13 protein-coding genes and 1 pseudogene are annotated in these 13,608 nt (G+C 38.9%); 10 read left to right on the forward strand and 4 right to left on the reverse strand.

The genetic code is table 11. The features are described 5' to 3' along the window. Positions 1-124: 124 nt before the first annotated feature. The gene (locus AC1M9N_RS08900; RefSeq protein ID WP_481610115.1) at positions 125-1,243 is read left to right on the forward strand and encodes a DUF6670 family protein; all 1,119 of its coding nucleotides are present in this window, start codon (positions 125-127) and stop codon (positions 1,241-1,243) included. A gap of 62 nt (positions 1,244-1,305) precedes the next feature. On the opposite strand, the gene AC1M9N_RS08905 is transcribed toward AC1M9N_RS08900, so the two are convergent. After that, entirely contained in the window at positions 1,306-1,662 is a 357-nt protein-coding gene (locus AC1M9N_RS08905) for a hypothetical protein (protein WP_035267298.1), read from the reverse strand. A gap of 75 nt (positions 1,663-1,737) precedes the next feature. Next, positions 1,738-2,709, reverse strand: coding sequence for an MBL fold metallo-hydrolase (locus tag AC1M9N_RS08910; RefSeq protein ID WP_481954606.1), 972 nt, complete (start codon positions 2,707-2,709; stop codon positions 1,738-1,740). Positions 2,710-3,099: 390 nt separating this feature from the next. On the opposite strand from AC1M9N_RS08910, the gene AC1M9N_RS08915 reads away from it, so the two are divergent. After that, positions 3,100-3,705: a RipA family octameric membrane protein gene (locus tag AC1M9N_RS08915; RefSeq protein ID WP_481954607.1), complete on the forward strand. Its 606-nt coding sequence runs from the start codon at positions 3,100-3,102 to the stop codon at positions 3,703-3,705. Between the two features lie 84 nt (positions 3,706-3,789). On the opposite strand, the gene metG is transcribed toward AC1M9N_RS08915, so the two are convergent. Further along, on the reverse strand, positions 3,790-5,850 hold the full coding sequence (gene metG, locus AC1M9N_RS08920; protein ID WP_481954608.1) for a methionine--tRNA ligase: 2,061 nt from the start codon (positions 5,848-5,850) through the stop codon (positions 3,790-3,792). Positions 5,851-6,034: 184 nt separating this feature from the next. Here metG and AC1M9N_RS08925 point away from each other — a divergent pair, with 184 nt between their 5' ends. Further along, the gene (locus tag AC1M9N_RS08925; protein WP_481954609.1) at positions 6,035-6,841 is read left to right on the forward strand and encodes a hypothetical protein; all 807 of its coding nucleotides are present in this window, start codon (positions 6,035-6,037) and stop codon (positions 6,839-6,841) included. Between the two features lie 148 nt (positions 6,842-6,989). After that, complete coding sequence (locus AC1M9N_RS08930; protein WP_481954610.1) at positions 6,990-7,340, forward strand: hypothetical protein; 351 nt, start codon at positions 6,990-6,992, stop codon at positions 7,338-7,340. Positions 7,341-7,384: 44 nt separating this feature from the next. On the opposite strand, the gene AC1M9N_RS08935 is transcribed toward AC1M9N_RS08930, so the two are convergent. After that, the gene (locus AC1M9N_RS08935; protein WP_481596329.1) at positions 7,385-7,654 is read right to left on the reverse strand and encodes a hypothetical protein; all 270 of its coding nucleotides are present in this window, start codon (positions 7,652-7,654) and stop codon (positions 7,385-7,387) included. Between the two features lie 385 nt (positions 7,655-8,039). On the opposite strand from AC1M9N_RS08935, the gene apbC reads away from it, so the two are divergent. From apbC to AC1M9N_RS08965, 6 genes and pseudogenes are all read left to right on the forward strand, one after another. Then, positions 8,040-9,323, forward strand: a complete 1,284-nt coding sequence (gene apbC, locus AC1M9N_RS08940; RefSeq protein ID WP_481587283.1) for an iron-sulfur cluster carrier protein ApbC — start codon at positions 8,040-8,042, stop codon at positions 9,321-9,323. A gap of 143 nt (positions 9,324-9,466) precedes the next feature. After that, positions 9,467-9,622 (forward strand): hypothetical protein, encoded by a 156-nt coding sequence (locus tag AC1M9N_RS08945; RefSeq protein WP_481954611.1) that lies wholly within the window; start codon positions 9,467-9,469, stop codon positions 9,620-9,622. Positions 9,623-9,894: 272 nt separating this feature from the next. Further along, positions 9,895-10,488: a LysE family translocator gene (locus AC1M9N_RS08950; protein ID WP_180028060.1), complete on the forward strand. Its 594-nt coding sequence runs from the start codon at positions 9,895-9,897 to the stop codon at positions 10,486-10,488. A 114-nt stretch (positions 10,489-10,602) separates the two neighbouring features. After that, positions 10,603-11,172, forward strand: coding sequence for a dCTP deaminase (gene dcd / locus AC1M9N_RS08955; RefSeq protein WP_004694514.1), 570 nt, complete (start codon positions 10,603-10,605; stop codon positions 11,170-11,172). Between the two features lie 251 nt (positions 11,173-11,423). Further along, a pseudogene (locus AC1M9N_RS08960) lies at positions 11,424-12,779 on the forward strand (hypothetical protein); the annotation flags it as partial. A gap of 127 nt (positions 12,780-12,906) precedes the next feature. Then, the gene (locus AC1M9N_RS08965; RefSeq protein WP_179999378.1) at positions 12,907-13,596 is read left to right on the forward strand and encodes a hypothetical protein; all 690 of its coding nucleotides are present in this window, start codon (positions 12,907-12,909) and stop codon (positions 13,594-13,596) included. Positions 13,597-13,608 lie beyond the last annotated feature (12 nt).

The following is a 13,608-nucleotide window of genomic DNA, read 5'->3' on the forward strand; positions in this document are numbered from 1 at the left end:
TTAATATTGTCTAACAATTTTTATGATCTGACCTGAATTCACATTTGCCAGTCCTGATCAGCTATAAAGAACTGAGGAGAGGTTGTTTAGGGTGTAAACATCTCTCATTGTTTGTGAGTTTGTTATGTATTCTCTCCTCAGTAGTCATTCCAAAAATAAAAGTCTACAACAAAAGTTCTACTATCAATTGGGTCAAATGGCCAAAAACCTTTTGGGTGCAGTAGAGCCAGAAGAACAAGCACTTTTACCGCGCGAATATAATTTAGACGCGCATGTTTTTCATCGTCAATTCGCGAGTACGCATTATGGAATCATGATTCCAGATTTGCCTGAGCCTTTTCGATATCTGTCCTATGCTTCTGTCATTGGTGATGTCGGTGCGAAGATAACGCATTTACCCAAGTCGATTTCGGGTCTTAGTCCTGAAAATACCGCTACTTTGGTCCATGGAACAGCCTTATCGACAGATGAAGAAGCCTTTCGCATTTATAACATTCAAGAGGAAATTGTATTTCATCAAAAGCCATTTAAGGTTGAGTTTGGTCGAGAATCTTTCCTTGCTGAAATTGAAGGGAGTTATCATCTAGTATCTGAACGTGATGATCTGCAAGTTGATCTTTGGTTAACCCCAACGCCTGCCATTACGTGGTTTGCACATAGCATGTTATATCAGCACTTTAGTGTATTGATGCAATATGAAGGTCATGTCACCCAACATGGAAAACGTGTTGAAGTTAAAGGACTATGTACACTAGAACATTGGAAAGCAGTCTCAAGCTCAATGTTGCCGAGTCCCATTAAACCGACCACAGGATTGGTGCCTTTAGACAGTTTTAGTTATCAAGTTATCAACATAGATGAAGAGTCACAATTGGTCTTGGCCTATATCGGTTTTGCAGGTGAACCTACCTATACCGCTGTGTCTTATCGCCATATTGATGGTACCTCCATCCAGTATGATGGTGAGGTTGCTTTTCAAGTCATCGCATTAAAGCCTGATCCGAAAATAACACCTGACGGTTTTGAGATGGAGGTGCCTCAGTCTTTTAGATGGATTGCACATCATCAAGGTGAGAAAGTGTTAGATATTCTTGCGGTGGCAGATACGGAATATTGTTATGGTTTAGCCGCAGGTTATGTGAGTTCTTATCAGTGGAGTGGTTTGCTGAATGGAACTGAACGTAAGGGGCGAGGTTATGTTGAATATATCGACCGAAGACAGAACGTAAATTTAGACACCTAATTTTTGAATTAAATACGCCCTTAAAAAAAAGCCTCTAAACGTATTAGAGGCTTTTAAAAATCTTATTTCTTACATTCAGGCTGTGAACGGTCAATTACTTGTGTACCTTCTACACGATAACCAATTTGACCGACAATGAATGCTTGATTCAATTGAGTGATCACCACATCAGAAAGAGCCACAGCGCAACGGTTTTTTTCAATAGCACGATCTACAGCAGTTTTAAAGTTTGGAACCCCTAAAGGGAACAAGACAACTGGGACCTTATCTTCACCTGTTACACGTTCACCTTTCACAAACTGATTTGAGTTGAGATTGTAGTTTTTAGTTGAAGCAACTGTCATATCAGCCATACGAACTGAACAGCCTGTCGCCAATACTGAAGTTGCTGCGATAATTGAAATTAATAATTTTTTCATTAGTTTACCCCCGTTTTTAAGCGAGGGAACTTTAAATAAAAATACTTGAAATTTCAACCATTACGTGACTTTAGTTTAATCTTTAAAGTGAACTGGCACCCACTGATAGCTTTGTCCATCTTTGGAATAAATGTGCCCAAGCCCTGGGAATGGTAAATGCGGTGCTGCAATCAACTGTCCATCTTTGGCATATTCAGCAAAATGTTTTAAACGTGTTTGAATTGCTGTTTGTGGATCGATATCGAACTCAATCGCGGTTTCAGGTCTGTCGAACTGCAAGGTATGTGAATGTACGATGTCACCAATAAACACCACTTCTTGTTCATCAGCTTTCAGTTTAAAGCTGTAATGTCCTGGTGTATGACCAAAGGATGGTTTAAATTCGACATCGCCGAAGCGTAAAGATTTGTCTGAAAAGACTTTAATCTGTTTGGCTTTTTCATATGGCGCAAGTGCAGCTTTGATTTTTTCAACTGTTCCTAAAAAGCCTGCTTGCTTATCTTTTGGCAGTTTTTTTACGGTGTTTGGACTCAGCCAATAGTCATATTCGGTTTTTGAAATATGTAGTGTCGCATTTGGATAATTGGCTACACCGTTGTTTGAAATACCACACACATGGTCAGGGTGTAAGTGAGTGAGGAAGATACCATTCACTTGCGTAGGCTGATAGCCCGATGCTTTGAGGTTGTTATAGATTGAACCTAAGTGTGTGCCAAAGCAGCTTGCAGCACCGCTGTCGACCATTAAAAGCTGATTACCTGTATTAATGAGAAAGGCGTTGACTGAGGTTTGGATACCTTTATCGTTCACCGCTGCGTATTTTTTTAAGATTTCAGTTTTTTCACTATCACTTAAGCCTTTAAACATGGATGGGTTTAAGTAGTTTGTACCATCGAGTAGGGCAGTGATTTGGGTATTGCCGATTTGGTGATGGTAGTAGCCAGCGACTTGTTTTTGCGTTGGGATGGTGGTGGGTTCAACTGCTTGTGTTGTGATGGCTGTGGTGCTTAGGGCGAGAGTGAGGAATAGGGGTTTTAAAGTTTTCATAGGCTTCTTTTAGATTTTAAAGGATTACTTCTTTTTTATCATATTTATAGTTGTTTTATAAAATGACCTCTCCTTAACCCTCTCCTAAAAGGAGAGGGAACTGCACGAAATTATTATAGTAATGCGTTCTCCCTCTCCCTATGGGAGGAGAGGGTCGGGGTGAGGGCTTTTAATATTTAGGAAATTTAGCCTTACTTTTGTCGGGGCAAAAGTAACAAAACCCCTTTGTTCGTTAGAGGGCACGTCCGTGTGCCCCTAACGAACGGGCGACATCCATCTCGCAAAATCTTAATTAATACTAATAAAAATTAGTAAAGAAAATAGTTGATTGAGTAATATGGAAAATAAAAATATAATATTTAAAATTAATTATTTAGAACACTTAAGTCGATGAGTGAAAACATTGCTTCTAAACTAAAAGCACTACAACGAGTATATGAAATAAGTGTCGAAACACGAAACTTTGAAATAACACAGTTAACTAATCGAAATAATTATTACATGTTGTTTCAAGGTGTTTTACTTGCGGCTGTATTTAGTAATCAAGCAAGTAAACCTATGGTGGAGTTTATAATTACAACTATAGGTATTTTTATATCCTATTTTCAATTTAAAGTGGCTTGCGGAGCGAAATTTTGGCAAGAATATTGGGAGTTTCAGGCAAGCGAAGCTGAAAAGCAGTTAAAAGAATTTACCCAAACTTACTATAGCAAATACCAATTTACAGACTTATTCAATTTAGATTCCAACCATATGAAGTCTAGACTTGAAGAAAGAATGCGGTTGGAAAGAAATAAAGAAAGTTTTCTTCAAAAGTTAATCACTGATAAAATTTTGACAAAGAGTTCTGTGAGTAGAACACCTATTTATACAGCTATCGCATTATGCCTATGTTGGACTCTATTGTTGATACATACACTTGAATGCGCAATGATTTTTGATTTTTTAAATCAATTAATTGTAGGTCATTATTTTACACCAAATAATAACAACTAAATTTTAGATGTATTTACATTTAGAAGCTTGTAATTGAAAAAGCCCCTACATCAGTAGGGGCTTTCTTTCATCTTAATTTAACAATTAAGACACTTTATCACCCGGTTTAGCACCAGTTTCAGGTGAAATCACCCAAACACCTTCGCCATTACCCGCAGCTAACACCATACCGTTAGAAATACCAAAACGCATCTTACGTGGTGCAAGGTTAGCTACCATCACAACCAATTTGCCTTTTAAATCTTCAGGTTGATAAAACTCACGGATACCGCTAAACACGTTACGTGGTTCAGCTTCACCGACATTTAAAGTGAGTTGTAAAAGCTTGTCCGAACCTTCAACCGTAGCAGCATCTAAAACTTCTGCTACACGTAGGTCAATTTTTACAAAGTCTTCGATGCCGATAATTTCAGCTTCACCGACTTTAGGCTCAGGCTTTTTCTCAGCAGCTTTCTTCTCTTTTTTCTTTTCAGCTTTTGGTGCTTCCGCAGGTGCAGCTAAAGAATCTTTAGATGCATCGACCATTGCAGCAACTGCTTTCGGGTCTACACGTTGCATCAATGGTTGGAACAATGCAATTTCATGTGCAACCAAGATTTGCTTACGAGATTCAAAGTTGAAGCTGTCGAGCTGTAAGAACGCTTGAACTTGTTCTGCCAATGTTGGCAATACAGGCGCAAGGTAAACCGCCAATTGCCGGAACAGGTTAATACCTACAGAACATACGTCATGAACTTGTTGTTCTTCGCCTTCAACTTTGGCTAAAGCCCAAGGCTTTTTCTCATCGATATATTGGTTGGCTTTATCAGCAAGCGCCATGATTTCACGAATCGCTGTTGAGAACTCACGTGCTTCATATGCTTGCGCAATTGAATCACCCGCATCAATAAAGCTTTGAACGAGTTCAGGCTCTGCACAAGTCGCAGAAAGTTTGTTGTCAAACTTGGTGTTAATGAATTTCGCACAACGACTTGCGATGTTCACGACTTTACCCACCAAGTCAGAATTCACTTTTTGAACGAAATCATCAAGGTTCAAGTCAGAATCTTCAACTTTGTCAGAAAGTTTAGATGCGAAGTAGTAACGTAAATATTCAGGGTTTAAATGCTCTAAATACGTTTCCGCTTTAATGAACGTACCACGAGATTTAGACATCTTCTGACCGTTGACAGTCAAGAAACCATTGACGAATAAGCTTGTTGGGGTACGGTAGTTGGCACCTTCAAGCATTGCAGGCCAGAACAGTGCGTGGAAGTAAACAATGTCTTTACCAATGAAGTGATACACCTCATTTTTAGAATCTTTTTTCCAGTAATCGTCAAAGCTTAGATCAGGACGTTTAGTTTTGATGTAATTTTCAAAGCTCGACATATAGCCGATTGGCGCATCCACCCAAACGTAGAAATATTTGTTCGGTGCATCAGGGATTTCAAAACCAAAGTAAGGCGCATCACGCGAGATATCCCAATCTGACAAACCTGCTTCAAACCATTCATCAAGTTTGTTGGCAATCGATACAGGTAAACGACCTTCGTCACGTGTCCATTTTTGTAGGTATTCACCAAAGTTAGGCAGTTTAAAGAAGTAGTGATCTGAAGATTTCTCGACAGGTGTCGCACCGCTCAAAGTTGATTTTGGATTGAGTAATTCAGTTGCGTTGTAGGTTGTACCACATACTTCACATGAGTCGCCGTATTGATCTTCCGCTTTACATTTCGGGCATGTGCCTTTAATAAAACGGTCAGACAAGAACATGCCTTTTTCAGGGTCGAATAACTGGGTTACAGGACGAACTGCAATATTTCCTGCTTCACGGTTCTTAATATAAATCTCAGAAGCACGTGCTTGGTTTTCAGCGCTGTTGGTTGAGTCGTAGTGATCGAAATCAACCTTGAAGCCGGCAAAGTCACGCTCATGTTCTTTTTGCACATTGGCAATTTGCTGTTCTGGAGTAATGCCGTTGGCTTCGGCACGTAGCATAATTGCTGTGCCGTGAGCATCGTCCGCGCAGACATAAGTCACGTTATGACCCATTGCACGCATCGCACGTACCCAAATATCTGCTTGGATATAACCGAGTAAGTGACCCATATGGATCGGGCCATTGGCGTATGGAAGGGCGTTAGTGACTAAGATATTACGCACGGATCTGACTCTCTCATTCGTATTTTATGCAATGGGCGATAATTTTACATGAGATAGGCGAGACTTGCATGAGCCTTTTGATGAATTCTTATTTATTAACAAAGTTAGAGCACGTGGAAAGGCTACTTTGTTACAGACTTATCAGGGATAATAGATATCCTGCTATTCACCTGAGTGTTTGACCATGTATGACGATTTTGATGATTATGAAGATGAGCAACCTGTAAAACGCATCAAATCGAATGTGCAGGGCTTACCAACTCTGGGTAAGCAAATTCTTAATCAGGCACAGGATTATCTTGATCAAATCTCGCAAGGCGAACATACACTTTTAGTCAATCATTTACGTGAACTTGCCCAGCAAGATGAATATTTTAATGTGCTTGCCGATCAGTTGGATCAACCTGTCGGTTCGAAAGTTGCCAATGATGCGTTAAACCTGATGCACTTTTGGCAACAAATTCATGCTTATGAAGATGTGCAAAGTTTTAACTTACTTGATGTTATTAAGACTGAAGCTTTTCAAAAAGATGTGTTGACCGCTTTCGATGCTATGCAGATCGATGAGCAGAATAAAGCCTTGCGTCGTCCTGTGATTATCGAAGCTTTTAAAATGTATAAACTCGGCTGTTATGCAGGTTGTGTGCCTTTACTCTATGCACAGTTGGAAGGGCTGTTGACAGATGTGCTGATTCAACAAGCATTCTTAAAACAAAACGGCACCAAGTTTGTCGATGTTTATAAAATTGTACCGGGTTTGAAAGGCAATGAAATTAAGAGCCTTTGGCATAAATCTAAGATAGCCATTGAGCTTAATCCATACTTTGCAGAACTCGCGACTTATAAAATGGATTCAAGCTCGAATGTGACCGCGACACGTCATAATATTTTGCATGGCACGGATGTCGAGCATTTCACACAAGCACGAAGCTTTATTTTATTTATTTGGTTGTTTTCTGCATTGAACTTTATGTCGAGTATTCACTCCTAAATTCATCATTTTCAACTCAAAAGTTACAGCGTAGTGTTGTTCTACATCATCATGTGAGAAATTGTAGTGATTCTAAACATTTACGATGAGCACTGCAAATCTTCGATATAACTTAGATTCACTATCAAAGCGATAAAGAGGATTGAAGATGTCGAATAATAAAATTGATGACTTAAAAAACAAAGCTTCAGAACTCGGCGATGATCTGAAATTGAAGGCGAAAGAAGCTGAGCTGAAAGGCGAGAAAGCATTGGATCAAGTGAAGCATGGTGCAGCAGAAGCCAAGCTTGAAGGTGAAAAAAAACTGAATGAACTTAAACATGATACGCAGCAAAATTCTTCTGAAGCGCATTCAACTTTAGATGATTTAAAAAATAAAGCGGTAGATTTAAAAGAGCAAGCAGCAGATAAATTGCATGACCTGAAAGATCAAGCGAGTGAAAAATTTGCTGATCTTAAAGCAAAAGCATCAGAGAAAATTGATCAACTGAAAAAGTAAATTGATCACAAAAAAGCTCATCATAAGATGAGCTTTTTTTTTTTTTAATTTTTTCTAATCCATTCGATTTTTCTAATTTCATTATTCACCACAGTAAAGGTGTAAATCAGATCATGAAATTCGTAGGTATAGCTATAAGCCATAAAACGATTTTTTCCTTCTTTCCATTCATAATTTTGTGTTGAAGTCGGCGTCTGCTTCATGTGTGAGCTTAATTTTGCATAAGAGTCACCTAAGCTGATGATTTGTCCAGAAGGAGTACGAAAACTTCGGGATTCATTGGCGGCATAGCCTAAAATTGGTAGAAGCAGCATTGTGCTCATTAAGGCAGTTATTGAGCGTGTTTTTAGTCTAAGTTTCAGATTTCTTTGTTTTAAAGACATATCGAAGTGTTATCTTGGTTTTATATTCTTTTCAATTTTAATTTGAAAAATTCTCTATTGTGTTGCTATTTGTTGAAAGCATGAATCACTTGCAACATGAATCAAGGCGTTTAACAGTGAAATCAAGTTTATAGCCTGTATCAATGACAACATTCGCAATACGCCAATAAAAATAATAAAAAAGCTGACTAATTTAGTTGGAATTCGACTAACATATTTCTAGTCAAACGGGGATCAATATATTGTTGCTTAACCTTGTTGATATTTCTCGTTAAACTATTCCTTTATCAGTTTCTGTCCAGACTTGGAGTACGGTATGTCGTGGCTTTCTTCACTCAAATCTGTTTTTTCACCCTCAAAGGAGGTGAATGAAGAGGCTGTACAACACGTATTACAACACTACGTTTTGCCGAATTCTGACAATTTTTTGAAAGATCGAATCACACAGGTCAATGTTGAAGGTGATGTACTGCAAATTACCATTAATACCGTGCCAAGTGAAAAAGATCAGTTACAGCAAATTCACGATGAACTTGCTGATGCTTTGGAAAAGTGTGGGATTAAAGAGCTGAATATGCATGTCATTCAGCAAAAAACAGGCAGTCATGCTCAACAACAAGGTGGTTGTGGGCACAACCATGCAGCAGGTGAAAGCTGTTCAAGCAAAAAAGCCGAAGCCCCAAAATCCAATCTGCCTCCTGTTGTAGATGCATCTGCAAGCCAAGATGCGGTAAAACAAGCGAATGCGAATTACCAACCTCAACAAGAAGAAGCACCGATTCAAAAAGCTGCACCACAGCAACGTGATGTACCTAAGCATCCACGTATCCAGAACGTGATTTTAGTTTCGTCAGGTAAGGGTGGTGTAGGCAAATCAACCACTACGGTCAATTTAGCTTTGGCACTACAAAAGCTCGGGCTGAAAGTAGGAGTATTGGATGCAGATATCTATGGTCCAAGTATCCCAACGATGCTTGGTAATGCCGGTAAAACCCCAATGATCGAGGCAGAACATTTTGTACCGTTGGATGCTTTTGGTATGGCGGTGTTGTCAATTGGTCATCTGACAGGAGATCACAATACTCCTGTGGCTTGGCGTGGCCCGAAAGCAACAGGCGCGTTGATGCAACTGTTCAACCAAACCCTTTGGCCTGATCTTGATGTATTGATGATCGACATGCCACCAGGAACAGGAGATATTCAATTAACTCTGGCACAACGTATTCCAGTGACTGGTGCAGTGATCGTGACGACACCGCAAAACGTGGCACTGATGGATGCGACCAAAGGTATTGAATTGTTTAACCGTGTTCAAATTCCTGTGATGGGCGTGGTGGAAAATATGTCGACACATATTTGTTCAAACTGTGGCCATGAAGAGCAAATCTTTGGTACTGGTGGTGGCGATAAGTTATCGGAACAATACGATATTCCATTACTTGGACGTTTACCATTGAATGCGAAAATCCGAGAGCATGCCGATGAAGGTAAACCATCTGTATTGATTGGTGATGATGCAGCAGATAGTTATATTGAAATTGCACAGAAGATTGCAGCTGCATTGCCTAAAGCTGAAAGAGATCAAAGTCGGATTTTCTAAGTATTTGAAAAGACTCAATGTTAAACCTGTCTAAGTCTGACTTAGGCAGGTTTTTTTGTTGACCGTTCGTCGTTTTAGGATTATTTACTCTAATTTTTCTACCTAAAATATTTTGTGAAATTTCACGTTATATGGGTATAGAAATGCGTTCAATCACTGCAATGAAGATGGTTATGACTTCTCTCATTCTGTCAACGACAGCTTCTGCTGCCATTATTCCTTATGTGGATTATCCTGAAGAATTCCAAAAGAAATCTTTAAATATTCAGGTTCAAGAAGCTGAACAACAGTCAAATTAATGCTTGAACTCAGCATCACAGCGTGAATGGACTGTGATGCTGAATTTCATCGATGAAGAACGTGCTATAAGCATTTTTGCAAGAGTGCATCATGTTTTTCGTTTCGATTACATCGTGTGACTTCAGAGTTATAATTTAAATGAAAAACTAACCTGATGAAAAATATTACAAAAAAAATTGTGTTTCATTCTTGAGAAATTTTCACACAAATAATATTTTGCCAATTGAAATAATCCTGATTAATCTGAGCGCATTATCAGCGAGGTCATCCTATGATTTCATGGCTCTTTATTGCGTTGGTTACCACGATTTTATTCACACCCGGACCAACCAATACTTTACTTGCATCTTCAGGCATACAGGTAGGTATTAAAAAGTCATTTCGCTTAATACCCGCGGAAGCATTAGGCTATCTTATTGCCATCACTGCATGGGGATTTTTAATTGGTCGTGTCACCACTCATTTGCCAATTTTGCCAGTGATATTAAAATTATTTAGTTCATTCTATATTATCTATCTGGCCATCAAATTATGGCGCACTGCCAACGTAGAACATCAGTTGAATCAGCCCACCATCAAAGCTTCTGAATTATTCTGTGCAACTTTACTAAATCCTAAAGCTTTGCTTTTTGCCTCGGCTATTTTCCCTGCAATTGTTTGGGTGAGTGTAGATTATTATATTGCGCACATGTTGATGTTTATTTTATTGATCCTACCCATCGCTTTTATTTGGACACTCATTGGGTCGCTGTTAGCCAATAATAAAATTAAATGGGTAAACCAGTCCAATATGCAAAAAACAGCATCCTTAGTCCTGATGAGTTTCTCAATTCCAATGAGTTATTCTGCATTGTTAAGTCTTTAAGATGATTCACCGCAGCAGACTGAACAGGAATACAAATCGTGGGTTATTTCCATTGACGGGGTTTTCAGTTAAAGTACAGCGCAGTAATTGAATATGTATTCTGGGAATAAATAAATGGCTATTAAGTCTGATCGTTGGATTCGCGAAATGAGCGAAAAACACGGCATGATTGAACCGTATGCAGAAAACCAAGTTCGTTTAGATGAAAATGGTCAAAAACTCATTTCATATGGCGTTTCAAGCTATGGTTATGATGTTCGTTGTGCGCGTGAGTTCAAAGTGTTCACAAACGTTCACTCTGCTATTGTTGACCCAAAAAATTTCGATGATAAAAGTTTTATCGATATCGAAGCTGACGTGTGTATTATTCCACCTAACTCATTTGCGCTTGCTCGTACAGTAGAATACTTCCGTATCCCACGTAATGTCTTGACGGTGTGTTTAGGTAAATCAACCTATGCGCGTTGCGGTATTATTGTAAACGTGACGCCACTTGAGCCTGAGTGGGAAGGTCATGTGACCTTGGAATTTTCAAATACAACCAATTTACCTGCACGTATTTATGCTGGTGAAGGTGTTGCTCAAATGTTGTTCTTTGAGTCTGATGAAGTGTGCGAAACATCTTATAAAGATCGTGGTGGAAAATATCAAGGTCAAACAGGTGTAACTTTACCTAAAACCTAAGTATTGAATTGTAAGACTTCATGCAAAAAGCAAACTCAATGAGTTTGCTTTTTTTATAAGTATTTGAAAAATTGAATTTATTCATTTATCGGAAAAAATGCCAACCCAATCGCAATTTTTTGCAAATTCTACTTCATTTATATACTATAAACTGTGATGTAATCTTAATATTAAAAGAGAAGCATGGAATTCTTCTCTGAACAATTAAAAATATAAATATGGTGCAAGGCATCGTATACGGGAAGGTCGAGATGGCACTTAATTATACGAACATATTTAATCAGACTTTACTTGCAAGTTTAATGACGCTTACTACGGTTTCGGTCTATGCATTGCAGCCTCTTTCGGATGAAAATTTAAGTGCGACGACTGGTGAGGGTGTCGCCATGATTCCTCAAGATGCTTATTTTGTTTTTCAAGGGGAAAATTCAACTGCGGCAGATTTAATGAATCGCCAAAAAGATACCGGATATATTCATCTCATTCCAGTGGGTCCTTTAACGGATGCGGCATTGGATACCAATAAAAATGGAACAGTAGGGTCAGAAGATCATTCCGTGGGTAAGGCTGATTTGTTCGTGTATGGTCTCGCATTATCTAAATCTGATAATAATCACAATACGCGCTTAGCTGCGACAGATAAAGATGCACGTATAGGATCATGGGGAACAGCAACCAATCCATGGCTACTTCGAGTCGGTACTGAAACTCAGGTTCCAAATTTTGATTTAAATAAAACATGTATAAGTAATGATCCTAGCTGTCAGGTTCCATTCTTGACGCTTGAAGCTCCATTAATGGACACAGTTCGTCCTACGGATGCAGCCAATGGTCTTGATGCTTACAGATTGAAGATGGCCATGTGGGCGGATGCTTTTGTGCTTGATCCTTCTCGTAAAGAAGGGGATCCACTACTTTACCAATTGGGTGAAAAAGCAGGAACGAGTAATGCGGATCGTGCTAATCGACTACGTTTACAGGCCATTTGGAATAATTTTTCCATTAATGGAAGTAATATAAAAATCTTTCAAACTTTAAATGGTGCAAGTAACCAAGCAGGCATGAGTGCATTTTATAACAACACCTTGGGTGTTGCTGGACTTGTGCGTTTGAACTCAGGTGATGGTCAAAATCTGACGACGGGGAATAAAACAGCCAATATTCTTAGACTGAGTACGCGTGAAACATCAGACACTCCTAATTTACAATCCCCTGCCATCAACAATACTCTGGCACCAGTATTTGATGCCAATGAGGGTATCTTTATTCATAATTTGAATGCCAATATCGTATTGGGTTCACTCTATCAGCCTTTGATTCTAGGATCTGATGGTAAAAACTTTAGTTTGGAACTCACGCGTATTCCAAATAAACCTGAAATTTATAAAAAAATATACACAGATTATAGCAATCCAAACTCGACAGAATATGCGGGCTCAACCTGTAACTTTTATAAATGTGGTAACAATGGTTTGAATGGCTATCAAGGGACGAATGCAACACATAGCAGTATCACTATTGGAAGTACTTCTTATAACGCTGCGAATAATACTTTAAGTGCTTATAAAGGATCAGACGCAGTAGGTATAAGTTTTGGTGCAGTCAATCCAATTCCCCAAACGCCTAATGCCGCATTGCCACCGTCAAATTTTAAAAATATGGGTTCTGCGGTCATTGATGGTGTTCTTATTCAGCATATGAAAATCACCACAAAAGGATTATAGGAGAGCATTCATGAAAAATTCATTAGTCGCTGTCCTATTCAGTGTTATAGCATCAATGACTTATGCACTTGAGCCCATGTCAGATGAAGCTTTAAAAAATGTTGAAGGACAAGCTGGAGCTGATCTCTCTTTAAAACTTTCTTTAAACCAAAAGTTAGTGACTGAGAATAATGTTCAACGTTATGTGTTTGATGATGCACTGTGTAAGGATGTGGAATATTGTCGTCTCGCGCTTGCTGTCAATAATCGCTATATCAAAGATGGTCAAGCAAGTAGTACAGATGGTTTTAAATTATGGCTTGTTTTTAAAGGGATTCAGGGCACTCTAAATATTCAAAAGATTGGCTTGGATGGTGTGGATCTCAGCTATAAAAATGATTCTGGTACTGATCAGCTTAAAGCAGCGATGCAACTGAGCTTTGATGCATCTAAACCAATTCAAATTCGTAATTTTGGTTTTGATGCTTTGGCTTTTGGTCAGGATAAATTTACCAGCAATGCCACCACTGAGGGTGTAGGAACAAGTCCTGCTGACTATGGTTACCTGCAAGTGACACGTTATGATTCATCTAATGCTCCTCGTTCTGCATATGACCATGGGCGAGAAACTGGTTTTATGGGTTTAAAAATGAATGGTAATTTAGCTGTTCAGGGTAAAGTCATGATGTTTGGTTGTGACGGCAGTCACCAGCGTTGTTGAAATTAGACATGC

This window comes from Acinetobacter sp. ANC_7655 (assembly GCF_056784015.1).

Bases quoted from the DNA above. Each gene is read 5' to 3' on its own strand.
- AC1M9N_RS08905 (WP_035267298.1), bottom strand. From the start codon at position 1,662: ATGAAAAAATTATTAATTTCAATTATCGCAGCAACTTCAGTATTGGCG.
- AC1M9N_RS08965 (WP_179999378.1), top strand. From the start codon at position 12,907: ATGAAAAATTCATTAGTCGCTGTCCTATTCAGTGTTATAGCATCAATG.
- AC1M9N_RS08930 (WP_481954610.1), top strand. From the start codon at position 6,990: ATGTCGAATAATAAAATTGATGACTTAAAAAACAAAGCTTCAGAACTC.
- dcd (WP_004694514.1), top strand. From the start codon at position 10,603: ATGGCTATTAAGTCTGATCGTTGGATTCGCGAAATGAGCGAAAAACAC.
- AC1M9N_RS08910 (WP_481954606.1), bottom strand. From the start codon at position 2,709: ATGAAAACTTTAAAACCCCTATTCCTCACTCTCGCCCTAAGCACCACA.
- AC1M9N_RS08950 (WP_180028060.1), top strand. From the start codon at position 9,895: ATGATTTCATGGCTCTTTATTGCGTTGGTTACCACGATTTTATTCACA.
- AC1M9N_RS08925 (WP_481954609.1), top strand. From the start codon at position 6,035: ATGTATGACGATTTTGATGATTATGAAGATGAGCAACCTGTAAAACGC.
- AC1M9N_RS08935 (WP_481596329.1), bottom strand. From the start codon at position 7,654: ATGCTGCTTCTACCAATTTTAGGCTATGCCGCCAATGAATCCCGAAGT.
- apbC (WP_481587283.1), top strand. From the start codon at position 8,040: ATGTCGTGGCTTTCTTCACTCAAATCTGTTTTTTCACCCTCAAAGGAG.
- AC1M9N_RS08945 (WP_481954611.1), top strand. From the start codon at position 9,467: ATGCGTTCAATCACTGCAATGAAGATGGTTATGACTTCTCTCATTCTG.
- AC1M9N_RS08900 (WP_481610115.1), top strand. From the start codon at position 125: ATGTATTCTCTCCTCAGTAGTCATTCCAAAAATAAAAGTCTACAACAA.
- AC1M9N_RS08915 (WP_481954607.1), top strand. From the start codon at position 3,100: ATGAGTGAAAACATTGCTTCTAAACTAAAAGCACTACAACGAGTATAT.